Origin of the sequence: Dolichospermum heterosporum TAC447, assembly GCF_024584745.1 — a bacterium.
GTDB classification, from domain to species: domain Bacteria; phylum Cyanobacteriota; class Cyanobacteriia; order Cyanobacteriales; family Nostocaceae; genus Dolichospermum; species Dolichospermum heterosporum.
Genome location: NZ_CP099464.1, coordinates 4189266 through 4204331, shown reverse-complemented (window position 1 = coordinate 4204331; position 15066 = coordinate 4189266). Strand labels below are relative to the sequence as shown.

The window sequence follows — 15066 nt, the reverse complement described above, 5'->3', positions numbered from 1 at the left end:
TAAATGGAAAAAACTATAGTTAATCTTTCGCAGTTACGTCAAAAGGGTGTCTGGAACTTTGAACCTTACTCGCAAGTTGTGACAGGTACAATGGCTCAGTTAGAGAAAAGCCCCTTTCCAGTAGTCAAATTGGGTACTTTAGGAACTACTCAGCGTGGTTATTTTATCAACGGGATTAAAGATAGAGGGGAAATTCCTTTGATATCAGTACGTAATATTTCGACTGAAGGTATCAACCTGAATCATGTGCGCTATCTCACTCCAGAGGAACACAACAAACTAGAAAAAACTCAAGTTCATAAGGGTGATGTGCTGGTTAGTTTAATCATGCGTCCAGGGATAGCTGCTGTTTATGAATCTGACGAACCAGCCAACATAGATACACACCTTGCAAGATTGCGCTTAACAGACAAGATTGATCCTGCTTACTTGACGTTATATCTCAATTCAGATGATGGTCAAGCCCTTATTCACTCCCTTTCAACTGGTAGCATTCAGCCTATGTTGACTCTTGCTGCTCTAAATAATTTGCCTATAATGCTCCCCTCTCGTGATGAACAAAAACAGATTGTTGTTGAAGCACAACGATTAATAAAAGAGGCAGAGCAATTATCGAAAGCTGCTAAAGATCACCGTGCTGAAGCTCAGAAGCTTGTTGGAAAGCTATTTCAAGGGGGAGTTTAATGATCCATGCTTGCTACTTAACTGTCTTTGAACAGCCACAGGAGGAATTAGAAAGAGCCTTGTATGATCTTTTCGATGACTTGGGTGCTGTATATGACGAATACGATTCAATACCTCTAAACCCATTAAATAATCAATATGAATTGCAAGCAGCAGTTACCCAAAATTTTGAGTTTCTCCTAAATGTACATTGGCAATCCCATATCAATTCTCATACTTTAATAACTTTTGACGTTGAAATGGCAGTTCCGGTTGAACCTGTCGAACTTGAGAAGGTTTTAGCACAGGCAGCAGAAACGTACTTTCCTAAATTAACACTTGTTTATAACTCTTATGGGGATGAGAGAAGTGAGAGATTATTCCCTTTAGTAATGAATTTTGAAAACGCAGTTAGAGAATTTATTATATCTGTAATGCTCAAAAAGTATGGTTCTCGCTGGGAAGATACTCTTGATAGATATATAGAAGATGCTGAACAAAATCTTGAAAAATATAAAATTAAATATGGCTATAAATGGGAAGATAGACTTAGAAAATATAAAGAATGTAAGAGTGAGGCATTAAAGAATAATGAAAATGAAGCTAACTACCAGCAATATAATCCTCTACTTATGCACTGGCTTTATTATGCAGATTTTACAGATTTATCAAAAATGATTAGTATAATTGATGACTTAGAAGGAGGTTATAAGCTATCAAATTCACCTCAATCAATTTTTGCTAATACTGTTAATAAAAACACACGAGATACAATTACGAGAAAAATTAATGACCTCCGTGTATTAAGGAATAGGCTGATGCACGGACGTTATCTAACAGGAGAGAATGAAGAGTTAATTAGATTGATTTGTAAAGAGTTTCAAGAGCTAATTATTCAGCCAGGATATATTAATAACTTTGAAAGTCGTAGGCTAACTGAAGACTAACTAATTGATAGAAGATAATAGATGTTAGTAGAGGAAGAGGTAACATGAAGGAGGGTAGTAAATACCAGCCACTCCTAGACTTTTTGTATAGCAGTGAACAAAATGAAATAATTTTATCATTTGCCGAAATCGAGCGTTTAATAAAAGAGTCCTTACCCAATTCAGCAAAAAGTAAACGGGCATGGTGGAGTAATCGCAGCAAAGGCGCATTACAAGCTTCAGCCTGGATAGAAGCAGGATATCGGGTTGAAAATGTTGATTTTGATCAGCAATGTATTACTTTTCGCCAATTTACTAATAGCGAAGAAGTGCAAATTGTAGATGGGAAAGTGGTATGGAATAGCAAATCAATTAAGGCATTACGTCTCCAAATTGGTTTAACACAGGCAGAATTTGCACAAGAGCTAGGTGTACGTCAGCAAACAGTTAGTGAATGGGAAAATGGAATTTATGAACCGACTCGCTCAAAGTCGAAACATTTAGACTTGGTTGCTAAAACAATCGGATTCAAATACGAGGTAGGAAGTTAGTCATTTAAGCTTTGACATTTACATGGTTAACAGGTATATTGTCAGAATAGCATCTGCTTCTGGCAACTGTCAAGCATGAATATAAAAAACACCGAACCCAAAGCCCTCTTCCTGTCCCCCGACGGCAAAATCTACCCCGACAGCCTAATTTGCACAGGTATCATCCCCGCAGAACTGGACGGAAAACCCTGCCCCTATTCTCAAAACGGTCAATTTCCTGGCATCAAACCCCTAAATTCTGAAGACCCCACATACACCATAGACAAAGGAAAAGCAGGCGACCTTTGCCCCACCTGTGCCAAACAACAACTTGCACACCTGGGACACTGGCAAGGTTACAGAAATCAAAATTTCCCAGAAGAACTGCGATCACTACGCTTATTCAAGTGTCGAATGTGGTTCTGGCTAGTCGTTCCCGGACTGCACGACCATGACGCAACCCAGCTTTTACCGCAACAGCCATGAAAAGAGAGTGTTTAGAAGCGATGAAAACACACTCACAGCAACCCACCAACAAAACTACAAATATTGTCAGAAGCCAGCAAATAAGTTTCCGACGCTTCCTGCTGACTTCCGGCTTCCTAAAATAAGGAGACATTTACCATGATAAAACCAGTTGTTGCCCAAAATCATCCTTGGGTGATAGTCAGAACTGTAACCATTACCCAATTTCACACCGTCGCCCATTTTGCTAACCGCCAAGATGCAGAAAACCATTTAAGATTTTTGCGTCGAACTATTCCCAACGGAGGTTTTGAGATCATGTTTGAGTTGCCAGAAGATGCAAAAGAAAACCTGAATATTGAATTACTGACTATCAACCGAAAAAGGGTGTAAATCGTGAGTTTTGATAATGTTTGTAAAATCCTAGCTGAAAAATATCCTCTTGATTTTGCCAACTGGTTGTTACCGGAAACAGTCGAAAAGATCAAAGTCTTAAAAACCGAATTAAGCATTGAACCAATTCGTGCAGATTCCGTTATATTGCTGCAAACAAACAACAGAATCCTACATTTAGAATTTCAAACTAGAACCAAATCAGAAACTCCCATTCCGTTAAGAATGTTAGATTATTTTGTCAGATTAGTTAGACAATATAATCTACCTGTAACTCAAGTGGTGATTTTCTTGCAGGAAACAACTAATGAAATCGCTTTTACCGAGGCTTATATTGATGAAATGACAAATCATCGCTATCGAGTCATCAGAATGTGGGAGCAAGATTCGGCTTTGTTTCTCAATAACCCCGCATTACTTCCCTTAGCACCATTAACAAAAACAAATTCCGCACCAGAATTATTATCCCAGGTTGCCACAGAAATTGCTAAAATTACAGATGTACCAGCCAGACAGAATACTGCTGCTTACACAGAGATTTTAGCAGGTTTGCGATTCGAGAAAAATCTAATTCGTCAATTATTGAGTGAGGATATTATGCAAGAATCTGTAATTTACCAGGATATTTTGCAAAAGGGTGAACAGAAAGGAGAACAAAAAGAAGCTTTTCGTTTTCTGAATCGTCAATTAAATCGGCGGTTTGGGGAAATGGATTCATTTATAGTTGAACGGATTCGTTTATTACCTACTGAACAATTAGAAATATTGGGAGAAGAGTTTTTAGATTTTTCAGGAATATCTGATTTAGTTAATTGGTTAGATACACACCTTCCCAGAAGTTTATAGGATTTTTTCCAGATTCTCGATTTTTTGAGATTTTAGCAGGTTTGCGATTCGAGAAAAATCTAATTCGTCAATTATTGAGTGAGGATATTATGCAAGAATCTGTAATTTACCAGGATATTTTGCAAAAGGGTGAACAGAAAGGAGAAAAAATAGGAGAACAGAAAGAAGCTTTTCGTTTCCTGAATCGTCTTTTGAATCGGCGGTTTGGGGAAATGGATTCATTTATAGTTGAACGGATTCGTTTATTACCTACTGAACAATTAGAAATATTGGGAGAAGAGTTTTTAGATTTTTCAGGAATATCTGATTTAGTTAATTGGTTAGATACACACCTCCCCAGAATTTTATAAGGTTTTTTCCAGATTCTCGATTTTTTGAAAAAGTCGGGAATCTAATTTTTGATTTGCTTTGGGACATTAGTAAAATCACTTAATCATTAATGTTACCCATGTAATTCTAAGTAAATACTAACAAGCGAAATTAAGTGAAATTAAATATACTAATTCTCTTGATTTTAGAAAAAGTAGATTTTCTTATGCTTTTTTGAGAATTTTAAATTTTTAAGTATTGCAATCTGATAAAATTTGTAAGGTTTCTATAAGCTCTGAGCAATGGGATCGACTGGTGTAAGGATCGCAATTGACGCAATGGGGGGAGATCATGCACCCACTGAAATCGTCGCCGGCGCACTGCGGGCGCGAGAGGAATTAGGTGTAAAAATATTACTGGTTGGAGATCCCCAACAAATTGAGGCTATAATGCCGCCAAAGACAACTATGGCGGATTTGGAGATTGTTCCTGCCGAGGAAGCGATCGCTATGGATGAAGATCCTCTCAACGCAGTTAGACGCAAGCGGAAATCTTCCATCAACATAGCGATGGATTTAGTCAAAAATCAACAGGCAGATGCTGTATTTTCTGCTGGACACTCTGGGGCAGCTATGGCATCAGCTTTGCTGCGATTAGGCAGATTACCGGGAATTGACCGCCCAGCAATTGGCACAGTATTCCCCACCATCAAAGCCGGCAAGCCAGTAATGATTCTGGATGTTGGTGCTAATGTAGACTGTCGCCCTAAATTTTTAGAGCAGTTTGCAGTTATGGGTTCAATTTACAGTCAGTATGTTTTGGGAACCGACAATCCCAAGATAGGTTTATTGAATATTGGCGAAGAAGATACTAAAGGTAACGAAGTAGCTCTCCGCGCCCACCAATTGTTACGGGAAAATACTCAAATTAATTTTACTGGTAATGCTGAAGGGCGGGATGTATTATCTGGTGAATTTGATGTGATTGTTTGCGACGGCTTTGTGGGTAATATTTTATTAAAATTTGCCGAAGCAGTTGGGGGCGTAATTCTACAAATTCTTCGAGAAGAACTACCCCAAGGGATACACGGTCAAATCGGTACAGCGATTTTAAAACCTAATCTGAAGCGCGTTAAACAACGCATGGATCATGCTGAACACGGAGGAGCTTTGCTTCTGGGTGTCAGCGGTATTTGTTTTATTGGTCATGGTAGTTCCCAAGCACCATCTATTTTTAGTGCCATTCGCATGGCTAAAGAAGCCGTAGATAATCAGGTACTAGAAAGACTCCAATCCCAATATCAAATTCTCCAAAATGAAAGTAGTTAGTACCGCCGGGCGTTCGTTAAAAGTCAAAAGTCAAAAGTCAAAAGTAATAGGTCGTCAGCTTTTGGGGATTGACAATGGCTATTTTATTTTACGCCGTGCTGTATTAGCCCATTCTTTTCTCTATTGAGATGAGGATACAACAGCTATTTGTCATTTGTCATCCAATTTTAGATTGGGGATTTTAGATTCATAAATACTTTTATAAATCTGAAATTCTTGATCTCGAATCTAAAATTGGGATTGTCATTGGTACTCGTTATTAATGCTTACAAACAAGACAACTGACAATTTACAAATGACACTTGACAATTGAGGAAAAAAGAAGTGCCAAATTTTTTCAACAGTGGTATAGCGATTACAGGTAGTGGTTCAGCAGTCCCAGCAGCTTGTTTACATAACCAAGAATTAACTCAACTGGTAGAAACATCAGATGAGTGGATTGCCTCAAGAACAGGAATTCGTCAAAGACGGTTAGCATTGCCCCCCGATTCACTGACATCATTAGCCACTGCGGCTGGTCAACAGGCTATTACTGCCGCCGGCATCGCAGCAGCAGACATAGATTTAATTTTATTAGCCACATCCACTCCTGATGACCTGTTTGGAAGTGCTTGCCGTGTTCAAGGTGAATTGGGTGCTACCAAAGCAGTTGCCTTTGACTTAACTGCTGCCTGTTCTGGCTTTGTCTTTGGTTTAGTCACAGCCGCCCAATACCTCAGAACAGGCGTTTATCAAAATGTACTCTTAATTGGGGCTGATATCCTCTCTCGGTGGGTAGATTGGCAAGATAGACGCAGTTGTGTGTTATTTGGTGATGGGGCTGGGGCGGTGGTATTACAGGCTAATAAAAGCGATCGCCTATTAGGATTTTGCCTCAAAAGCGACGGTTCTCAAAACAATTGTCTCAACCTAGCCTATAACGCCTCTAGCACAGAATTAGCGCCAGATGTTCACGTATCTACAGGCAAATATCATCCCATTACCATGAACGGTAAAGAAGTCTACCGCTTCGCTGTGCAAAAAGTTCCAGAAGTGATAGACAAAGCCCTATTTGCAGCTAATCTCAAAGTTGAAAATATAGATTGGCTAGTATTACATCAAGCAAATCAAAGGATTATCAATTCCGTTGCTGAACGCTTAGAGATTCCCGAACATAAAATTATCAGCAATGTCGCCGACTATGGTAACACCTCCGCTGCATCTATCCCCCTGGCTTTAGATGAAGCAGTGCGAGCCGGGAAAATTAAACCTAATGATATCATTGCCACATCTGGTTTTGGCGCAGGTCTTTCCTGGGGGGCAGCCATTTTTCAATGGGGAAGATAGATAATTCAAAAGTCAAAAGTCAAAAGTAGAAAATTAATACTAATAATCAATGACAACTGGCAACTGGCAACTGACAACTAACAACTGACCACCGACTAATAACAAATGACTAAAACTGCATGGGTGTTTCCCGGACAAGGTTCTCAAGCATTGGGAATGGGAATAGACTTGTTAACTCTACCATCTGCCAAAGAAAAATTTATTCAAGCTGAGGCAATTTTGGGTTGGTCTGTAATAGATATATGTCAAAGTGATATTGACACTTTATCAAGAACACTTTATACCCAGCCTAGTTTATATGTAATCGAAAGTATTATTGCTGATATTTTGCGGGAAAAAGGACAGCAACCAGACGTAGTTACAGGGCATAGTTTAGGCGAATATATAGCCCTTTATGTGGCTGGTGTCTTTGAATGGTCGGCTGGATTACACTTGGTAAAACGACGGGCAGAATTAATGGATAGTGCTGCTGGGGGAATGATGGCAGCATTAATGAACTTTGACCGAGAAGAATTAGAAAAAGTTATTAGCGCCACACCTGATGTAGTTTTAGCAAATGATAACAGTCCTCTCCAAGTTGTTATTTCTGGAACTCCAGATGCTGTACAGACTGTCATTTCACAAGTTAAAGCTAAACGGGCTATCCCTTTAAAGGTTTCTGGTGCATTTCATTCCCATTTAGTGAAAGCAGCCGCAATGGAATTTCAAGAAGTTCTCGATTCAGTTATTTTTCAGTCAGCAAATGTTCCAGTTTTATCTAATGTAGATCCAGTTCCAGCTATGGAAGCGGAAACTTTAAAACAGCGTCTTTCTCAACAAATGACTGGTTCTGTCCGCTGGCGAGAAATTTGTTTGCAATTAGTAGAAGATGGCATTGAGAAAGTTGTAGAAATTGGTCCTGGAAACGTATTAACTGGGTTAGTTAAACGAACTACACCTAGTTTAATTTTACAAAATATTCGTAATGCTGCTGAGTTACCTGAATAGGTGAAGAAAACATCAAATTGCTACAAAAGTCTGGAATTGATGAATTTTTCTCTCCTCATTGGTTGCCCTTTGTAAATTTGCAACCTTTAGACTTTACGTCGGATGAAATATTTTCGCAAAGTCTTAATCAACCTGCAAACAAAACTAAAAATATTCATGAATACACTTGAACAAAAAGCTTGGATGACGCAAGCTGAGTATGCTAAAAAGTTGCGTCCTTTACTGCCGCCAGAAGCATTTTTACCTGATATCAATAAACTCTGGATTCTCTTAATTAATCTAGCAATTATGATTTTAGGTTGGGGAATTGCCAATCATCTTGATGACTGGAATTGGTATTTTCTTTGGCTGTATTTACCATTAGCATTAGTGATGGCTAATAGTGTGATTGTTTTGCTCTTTAGTACCCACGATTTGCTTCATAGCCGCACAGTTACGAATCCTTGGTTGAGACAAATAATTAGCTTATTGGGATTCACAATGTTATGGATGCCGCCAACTTTATGGAAAGCAGTACACAATCGAGAACACCATAATAAAACAAATTCTTTGAAAGATCCAGATCGTAATTATTTAGATAATCAACCTAAAAATTGGGGTAAATGGATTCAGAATGCTTTTGTGCCGTCATCTGAGGTAAATCCTATTTTATTGTTTATAGGAATGAGTCATGCTTGGGGCGTTCACACATTTCGGAATTTGACCTCAGTTTTATTATTCAATAATGGTAAGTCTAAGTATCCTGTAGTGGCTTTTACAGTTAGTGGGAAAGAACAACGGGCGATCGCTGTAGAATTACTCATGATTATCGCCATTCATGCTACCATCTTAAGTTACCTGGAGTTCCACCCCATTAAACTACTTCTTAGCTACTTCTTGCCTATTTGGATAGGCTATGCGGGGCTGATATTTTATATCTATACCAATCATATGTTGTGCCGCATGACCAATGTAAATGATCCTCTCATTAATAGTCTCTCTATTCGAGTTCCGAAACTATTTGATGTCTTACATTTAAACTTTTCTTACCATACAGAACATCACATTTTCCCCGGCATAAATTCAGATTATGCGCCAATGGTGCAAGAACTATTACAAACATATTACCCTGAAAGATTTAACTTATTAAATGCGGGAAAAGCCTGGGAATTAATGATGGAAACACCCAGACATTACAAAAATGATCATACTTTCACAGATTGGTCTGGAAATAAATTTGTAACCTGTCCAATCTTAGGGATAAATCTCAGCGATCTATAGTCAAATTTAATCAGCACCTATGGAGAAGTAATGTAGAGACTTTCCCCGTCAACTCGATTACATCTCCATCCAAAGACGTTCTAATTGTCTTTGCCAAGCTGCTAAAACTTGTTCTCGTCCCTGGGCATTTTGGTCAATATCTCCTAATAATCCTTCGGCATAAAAACGGTCTAGATTTTGCATAGTGGCTTCTAAAGATTGTCCCTGTTGTTTTGCGGCTTTAATAATTTCGCGGATACGAGTTTCTAGCAAATTATTGAAAACATCATTAACACCAGCTTGATATAATGAAATCAGACGAGCGATCGCATTAGCAAAATCTCCATTAGTCAAAGTGCCACTATTATGCTGAAATACTCCCCAAATTACATCATCATAAACGGCATATCGTGTTTCCTGAGTATCATCAAAATTAGCCTCTAGAAACTGTGTCATAAAGGCTGCGGCTTCTTGTAAAGGCATAATTGGCAATAATATCCGCAACCAGGTATTATCTTCTGAAAGCAGCACCAACAACCGAAAATCAGCAGTTTCTACTTGCCAAGAACCGGGGGCAATAGATTTTACAACTTCAGCAGTGAATAACTCTGTTAACGTACCCGCTATGTCTTCCGGTGTCATAATTATCTTTGAACTTTATCATCTAGAGTAACGCTTTTTGGCATAGGACTTACCCAAGTTTCACACTAAAAATCTGTTGTCGGGTGCTAATCTTAGCACTATTGACTTTTAGACTCAGTTGGTGATGTAGTCGCAGGTTCTAGTGGTGCGGGAGATTCTGCTGGTGGTGAATCAGCAGACTTTTGACGACGACGGAGGACTTCTGTTAAGCGTCTCTGACTTTTTTGTATTCTTTCGGTTCTACCTTCGTCCGATTGATTACTCGTGTCAGATTTTACGGGCTGAACTGAACGGCGACGGGCTGGAGATTCTTCTGTTTGCTTGGGTTGTTCAGGTTCAATAGACTGACGGGGTAGTGAAACTGGTTTACTTTTGGAGGGTGCAGATTCTTGTCTCTGTCTAGTTATATTTTCGGATGGAATATCGGTAATAATAACATTCGTTTTTCTGCGATTGCGTTGACGTGATTCTATCGAAGTGGAAGCAGCAGCTTCTTGTTCCGGTTTTTTATTAATGGCTTCTCGCTGTTTTTCTATTTGGCGTTCTTGAAGTTTACGGTGACGCTGTGATCCTTTAATAGCAAAGTTAACCGAGGCTCTTACTCCTTCTCTTCCTGCTTCTGTGGGCGTTAATTTCCACTCTTGAGCAGCTTTTTGAGCGGCTTCATCTAGTTCACTATCACCACTGGAACGGATTAACCGCACTCTCGTAACATTACCTTTATTATCAGTATCAATAGCAACTTCTGGATTTCCTTCTGCGCCCCGCCGTCTGGCTCTCTCTGGATACTTAATTTGACACTGTAGACAATCCGCACGATTCAATTTAGAACTGTTTTCGATGGGAGGATTGGGCGCGGTAGCTACTGGTGTATTCTCTGACTTGGCTGTGTTTCCCACACCATTACCAGAACTGTTTCCTACACCATTACCAGAACTGTTTCCCACGCCATTACCAGAACTGTTTCCCACGCCATTACCAGAATTGTTTCCCACACCATTACCGGAATCTTTACCTAAAATATTTCTCCAGCGATGATTACCTAAATTATTTAAAATATTTCTATTCTGTGAAACTGGTATAGAGGTTGTGGAGTTGCTGGGGATATTATTAGAACTAATATTAGGTTGAAGTTCTGACTTTAATAATGGGATTTCCGTAGGTTTTGTTTCCGCTTGAGGTTCAGTAGATGCTAGGGTATTTGAAGTTTCATCTAATTTTTGGATTGGTTTGGTTTCTGTTGGGATTGTCGGTTCAGGAGTTGTATTTTCTATAGAGTTATTTTTTAGAGAATTTGGGATGATTGCACTTTTAGGAGGCGTGAGTATTGGGGATTGTTTATTAATCAGGTTATTAGTGGTTTTTGGTTGGGGCTGTTTGCTTACAGGGGCAACAGAAGACTTGATTTTACTAATGGTTGTTTTTGTTGGTATAGAAACTTCGCCGCCTTCATTTCCACCACCAGGATTTATTTTTGCTAGGGATTTGATCTCTACTGGTGGTTGGATTATTTTCTGAGGGAGAGTTTCCAAAATTGTTACTTCAATTGGTTCATTTGTAACTTCAGGTACTTTGAAGAAAAACTTATTAATAGCTAAAGCCAATAGTCCGATATGTAATGCTAGTGAGCCAATAAAACTAAAGATCAGGAAAGTCTTTAAGGCTTCAGCCTCTTTTTCGCGCTGTTCTATAGTAATGCCTGATAAACTCATATTTTATGATTAGTTATGGATGATTAAGTAGGTTGGCGTTGAAAATTGTCGTTATGGCAAGGCAAAAGGCAAGAGGCAAGAGTGAAGAGGGTTTGGGCGATTTTACGTTTCTTTACACAGTTTGGTTTTATTGTGTTCACCTACTTAGTTATGAATAACATAACAGTTATTAAGTAGTGAGACAGAATTAATTACACAATGTTATTGCGTTAGCGCAGCGTGGCGTTAGCCATATGGAACGAAGTGAAATAAAATGAAGCAATCGCCAGGGTTGTGATTGCTTCCCTTCGCTCGCAATGACTGTAAATATTTTTGTCCAATTACTTATGCTCAATGCAATACAATCTAGGGCGGGGTTTTCCCGCCCCTAGATGCTTTGCGGGTTGCTGACTGTATCTCACAAAGAGTGAATACTGCTATAACTATAGGAATAATAAGCGAAAAGCCCCGCACATTGTTAAGCCATCAAGTTAGATGTAACTTTACTTTTCCCAGCCATTATCAGCTTGTTGTAGGACATAAGCAGCTACATTTTCTATTTGATCTGGTTTTAATTTATTACCAAAAGCTGGCATTGCGCCTTGACCTTTAGTAACTTGAGCAATAATTTTTTCAGCCGAGTACATATCGTACTTTACCAAAGCCTCTTTCTTCAAGGTTTTAGCTCGATTAACTAAATTTCCGCCGCCAAGGTGACACTGAGCGCAATTAGCCTTAAATATTTCGGCTCCATTAGCAGCGTCCGCGGCCAAAGCGGGACTACTGAAGGCAAAGGTGAAGGTAGCTATGCCTAGTAATAATATCGAGACGATCTTTTTCATCTGGTGTTCTCTCTACGACAATGGCTGAATCCGTGCAAATATCCTCTATAATTTTCATTTGATTTTGTGGGATTAGTCAAAAGACAAGCTGTCAAACTTGGTTCTCAATTATGGGAAATTGGCGATTAATTGATTGATAGCTTCAGGGTTTAGGCTGGAGGTAAATTTATGTGAATTTAAATTTACGATTAACAAAAAGAAATTAATAATGAAGGATAAAAGGAAAGGTAAACTTTTCGGATTCCTTCTTGATCTTTTAAACTTCATTTTTGATTGGCTAATCCTGAAATACCCTTTTCAGTGACACGACAAATCCGCCAATCATCTAAAATATCCGCGCCCATGTTCCTGTAAAATGCTTGGGCTGACACATTCCAATCTAAAACGCTCCACTCTAAGCGCCCACAATCCCTTTCTAAGGCTATTTGAGCTACCTTTGCCAAAAGTGCTTTACCAATACCTTGGCGGCGATATTCTGGCAAAACAAAGATATCTTCGAGGTAAAGTCCTGGCTTGGTGAGAAATGTTGAATAATTATGAAAAAATATGGCAAAACCTACAGCTTGACCTTGGGATTCAGCTAAGATTGCGTCTACATATTTTGGCGAACCAAATAAATGATCTTTGAGGGCTTCAGCATTACCAATCACAGCATCGGATAGTTTTTCATATTTTGCAAGTCCTTGAATTAATGCAAATAGGGTATGAGCATCACTGGGTTGGGCAAAACGGATGATTAAATTAGTCATTAGTCATTGGTTATTGGTCATTGGTCATTGGTCATTAGTCATTGGTCATTGGTAAAACAACTGACTAATGACTAATGACTAACAACTTATACTAACCAGCCTTTTAACCGTTTGGCTATGTGGGGGCGACGTAACTTTCGCATGGCTTTACTTTGGATTTGGCGAACTCGTTCACGGGAAAGGTTAAACATATTACCTACCTCTTCTAGGGTGCAGGGTTCGCTGCTGGTGAGTCCATAGCGGAGAGAAATGACATCTTTTTCCCTGGGGGTAAGTACGTCTCCTAGAACTTCCCAAATTTCCTGACGCATCATGTTTTCGTTCATTTTTGCTTCGGGAGACTGGTTATCTTCATCTTCTAGCAAGTCCATTAATTCTGTGTCTTCTTCTTTACCGACACGGTGGTTAAGGGAAAGTGCTTGTCGTCGAAGTTGTTGAAGTTGACGCAGTTGGTGAACCGTAATTTCCAAAGATTCAGCCATTTCGGCTTCCGTTGGGTTACGAGAGAGTTTTTGTTTAAGTTCCCGTTGTGCTTTTTTTAGTTTATTAAGTTTCTCAACAATATGGATTGGTAAGCGAATAGTTCGGGCATCATTAGCGATCGCTCTAGTAATTGCTTGTCTAATCCACCAATAAGCATAAGTAGAAAACTTATATCCTTTATCGGGATCAAATTTTTCAGAAGCGCGGTTTAAACCCATTGCTCCTTCCTGAATCAAATCGAGAAAAGGGACACCACGATTTAAATATCGTTTAGCAATAGATACAACTAACCGGAGATTGGAGCGAATCATTTTTCGCTTGGCGACTCTACCTTGATACAAGCGGCTTTCCAGTTGTTTTTCTGTCATTTCTAATTGCAAAGCCACCTGAACCTTACTAGGGTGCGCTCCTAGTTCCAATTCCAATGCTGCTTGCAATTCTTTGACTTCTTCCAAAAATCTGACTCGTCTGGCTAATTCCACTTCTTCATCAGGTTTGAGTAGTGGATAACGTGCCATTTCCTTAAAAAATGCGCCTACAGCATCATCATTTTCGGTTTTATTATATCCCGAAGGGCGGGCTGCGGCCATGTCATCGCCATTGCGTTCTTCTGATTCCAAGTTTTCGACAATTGCAGTATCTTCATATACTACTTGATCTAAACTCTCGATTGATGGTTCTTCATGATCAGTAATATTCTCTAGTATTTCCATTGTTCCCAATTCAGCAAGATTCATAGTTTCCTTTAGGGATGGTTGCTTTGTTTGGTACATAATTTAATCACAACAGCCTGTTTCAGACTGGGTAGTTTTCCCTTCAGGACAAATACACCCTTTTTCTCTAGCAAAAGACTCTCTTTTTGATCATTCCTTATCTGGAAGGTAAATCAGTATTTGTCCATTATTTTTGGTTATGCCTAGATACAACCCATGATCATTACTGGTTTTAGCACCCACAAAAAACTATCTTTTTTGGAAGATATATCGGCATATTCTTCGTTCTTTTCTTAATTAGCAAATATGTCAACCCTCCTGATCATCACTTTAACAAATATCCAAAATGTAGATAAACACTCCTATATATCCATCCTAAATGATCTGTGAAAAAATCTATTGCTTGTTGCCTGTTGTCTGTTTAGCACCTCCATGAATAAGCCAGGAAAGCTATATATTAAATTTTTGTGTATTTTTTGCAAAGTTTCTATGTTTGTTCGGGGTAGACGATGAGAGTAATTGGATAAATCGCCATGTTGTTACTAGATTTATTTGTTCCTACGAAAATTTACTAAATAATCCAAAATACAAAAATAGAAACTTACAATCCGGACAATATTTATCGTTTAAAAGCATCGCATATTGAAAAAATATTTAATATCTATCAATGGGTGGAAAAGCTCTATGCCTGATTTCGTAGTTCAAAATGAGTTTTAATTAATAACACAATTACGTAAGAAGTCAGAAATAATAATTCAACACTTAATTCGCTAATAGTACAGGTATAGCATGGGTATTTAAGAGTTGGAATACTTATTAGACAAGAATTTGTCTAAAAGTTTTATCTCCGATTTATTCTATATGTTGAATCCTGACTTCATTGCCTATTACTCATAATTACCCATTCTCTGAATGTATTTCTCAAGATAGGGTT

General features: G+C 38.7%; 16 protein-coding genes and 1 pseudogene. 12 read left to right on the top strand and 5 right to left on the bottom strand.

Annotated features, from left to right (window positions below; genetic code table 11):
• The first annotated feature begins 3 nt into the window (after positions 1–3).
• The 12 genes and pseudogenes from NG743_RS18920 (at position 4) to NG743_RS18865 (ending at position 9033) form a co-directional block, all read left to right on the top strand.
• Entirely contained in the window at positions 4–684 is a 681-nt protein-coding gene (locus tag NG743_RS18920; RefSeq protein ID WP_257120666.1) for a restriction endonuclease subunit S, read from the top strand.
• Complete coding sequence (locus NG743_RS18915; RefSeq protein ID WP_027402248.1) at positions 684–1610, top strand: CSN8/SAC3 domain-containing protein; 927 nt, start codon at positions 684–686, stop codon at positions 1608–1610. The genes NG743_RS18920 and NG743_RS18915 overlap by 1 nt, the downstream gene beginning before the upstream one ends.
• A 44-nt stretch (positions 1611–1654) precedes the next feature.
• On the top strand, positions 1655–2140 hold the full coding sequence (locus tag NG743_RS18910) for a helix-turn-helix domain-containing protein (RefSeq protein WP_027402247.1): 486 nt from the start codon (positions 1655–1657) through the stop codon (positions 2138–2140).
• Between the two features lie 75 nt (positions 2141–2215).
• Positions 2216–2605 (top strand): hypothetical protein, encoded by a 390-nt coding sequence (locus NG743_RS18905; RefSeq protein ID WP_027402246.1) that lies wholly within the window; start codon positions 2216–2218, stop codon positions 2603–2605.
• 138 nt (positions 2606–2743) lie between these two features.
• Entirely contained in the window at positions 2744–2977 is a 234-nt protein-coding gene (locus NG743_RS18900; RefSeq protein ID WP_027402245.1) for a hypothetical protein, read from the top strand.
• A 3-nt stretch (positions 2978–2980) separates the two neighbouring features.
• Positions 2981–3823, top strand: a complete 843-nt coding sequence (locus NG743_RS18895) for a DUF4351 domain-containing protein (RefSeq protein WP_257120665.1) — start codon at positions 2981–2983, stop codon at positions 3821–3823.
• Positions 3824–3843: 20 nt separating this feature from the next.
• A pseudogene (locus NG743_RS18890) lies at positions 3844–4173 on the top strand (DUF4351 domain-containing protein); the annotation flags it as partial.
• Between the two features lie 261 nt (positions 4174–4434).
• On the top strand, positions 4435–5460 hold the full coding sequence (plsX, locus tag NG743_RS18885) for a phosphate acyltransferase PlsX (RefSeq protein ID WP_027402242.1): 1026 nt from the start codon (positions 4435–4437) through the stop codon (positions 5458–5460).
• Positions 5447–5587 carry a hypothetical protein gene (locus NG743_RS18880; protein WP_160170619.1) on the top strand — a complete coding sequence of 47 codons (141 nt, stop codon included), beginning with the start codon at positions 5447–5449 and terminating at the stop codon, positions 5585–5587. The genes plsX and NG743_RS18880 overlap by 14 nt, the downstream gene beginning before the upstream one ends.
• A gap of 197 nt (positions 5588–5784) precedes the next feature.
• Positions 5785–6786 (top strand): beta-ketoacyl-ACP synthase III, encoded by a 1002-nt coding sequence (locus tag NG743_RS18875; RefSeq protein WP_027402241.1) that lies wholly within the window; start codon positions 5785–5787, stop codon positions 6784–6786.
• Between the two features lie 105 nt (positions 6787–6891).
• A complete protein-coding gene (fabD, locus tag NG743_RS18870; protein ID WP_027402240.1) occupies positions 6892–7773 on the top strand; it encodes an ACP S-malonyltransferase in 882 nt (293 codons plus the stop codon).
• A 156-nt stretch (positions 7774–7929) separates the two neighbouring features.
• The gene (locus tag NG743_RS18865; protein ID WP_027402239.1) at positions 7930–9033 is read left to right on the top strand and encodes a fatty acid desaturase family protein; all 1104 of its coding nucleotides are present in this window, start codon (positions 7930–7932) and stop codon (positions 9031–9033) included.
• Between the two features lie 57 nt (positions 9034–9090).
• On the opposite strand, the gene NG743_RS18860 is transcribed toward NG743_RS18865, so the two are convergent.
• From NG743_RS18860 to NG743_RS18840, 5 genes are all read right to left on the bottom strand, one after another.
• Entirely contained in the window at positions 9091–9654 is a 564-nt protein-coding gene (locus NG743_RS18860; RefSeq protein ID WP_027402238.1) for a hypothetical protein, read from the bottom strand.
• A 98-nt stretch (positions 9655–9752) separates the two neighbouring features.
• Positions 9753–11366 (bottom strand): energy transducer TonB, encoded by a 1614-nt coding sequence (locus NG743_RS18855; protein ID WP_257120664.1) that lies wholly within the window; start codon positions 11364–11366, stop codon positions 9753–9755.
• 482 nt (positions 11367–11848) lie between these two features.
• Positions 11849–12187, bottom strand: coding sequence for a cytochrome c6 PetJ (gene petJ / locus NG743_RS18850; RefSeq protein ID WP_027402236.1), 339 nt, complete (start codon positions 12185–12187; stop codon positions 11849–11851).
• A 263-nt stretch (positions 12188–12450) separates the two neighbouring features.
• Positions 12451–12936 carry a GNAT family N-acetyltransferase gene (locus NG743_RS18845; protein ID WP_027402235.1) on the bottom strand — a complete coding sequence of 162 codons (486 nt, stop codon included), beginning with the start codon at positions 12934–12936 and terminating at the stop codon, positions 12451–12453.
• 86 nt (positions 12937–13022) lie between these two features.
• Entirely contained in the window at positions 13023–14192 is a 1170-nt protein-coding gene (locus NG743_RS18840) for an RpoD/SigA family RNA polymerase sigma factor (protein WP_027402234.1), read from the bottom strand.
• Positions 14193–15066: the final 874 nt, after the last annotated feature.

Coding starts and splice junctions, on each gene's coding strand:
- NG743_RS18905 (WP_027402246.1), top strand. CDS start 2,216: ATGAATATAAAAAACACCGAACCCAAAGCCCTCTTCCTGTCCCCCGAC.
- plsX (WP_027402242.1), top strand. CDS start 4,435: ATGGGATCGACTGGTGTAAGGATCGCAATTGACGCAATGGGGGGAGAT.
- NG743_RS18840 (WP_027402234.1), bottom strand. CDS start 14,192: ATGTACCAAACAAAGCAACCATCCCTAAAGGAAACTATGAATCTTGCT.
- NG743_RS18865 (WP_027402239.1), top strand. CDS start 7,930: ATGAATACACTTGAACAAAAAGCTTGGATGACGCAAGCTGAGTATGCT.
- NG743_RS18915 (WP_027402248.1), top strand. CDS start 684: ATGATCCATGCTTGCTACTTAACTGTCTTTGAACAGCCACAGGAGGAA.
- fabD (WP_027402240.1), top strand. CDS start 6,892: ATGACTAAAACTGCATGGGTGTTTCCCGGACAAGGTTCTCAAGCATTG.
- NG743_RS18920 (WP_257120666.1), top strand. CDS start 4: ATGGAAAAAACTATAGTTAATCTTTCGCAGTTACGTCAAAAGGGTGTC.
- NG743_RS18855 (WP_257120664.1), bottom strand. CDS start 11,366: ATGAGTTTATCAGGCATTACTATAGAACAGCGCGAAAAAGAGGCTGAA.
- NG743_RS18900 (WP_027402245.1), top strand. CDS start 2,744: ATGATAAAACCAGTTGTTGCCCAAAATCATCCTTGGGTGATAGTCAGA.
- NG743_RS18860 (WP_027402238.1), bottom strand. CDS start 9,654: ATGACACCGGAAGACATAGCGGGTACGTTAACAGAGTTATTCACTGCT.
- NG743_RS18910 (WP_027402247.1), top strand. CDS start 1,655: ATGAAGGAGGGTAGTAAATACCAGCCACTCCTAGACTTTTTGTATAGC.
- NG743_RS18880 (WP_160170619.1), top strand. CDS start 5,447: ATGAAAGTAGTTAGTACCGCCGGGCGTTCGTTAAAAGTCAAAAGTCAA.
- petJ (WP_027402236.1), bottom strand. CDS start 12,187: ATGAAAAAGATCGTCTCGATATTATTACTAGGCATAGCTACCTTCACC.
- NG743_RS18845 (WP_027402235.1), bottom strand. CDS start 12,936: ATGACTAATTTAATCATCCGTTTTGCCCAACCCAGTGATGCTCATACC.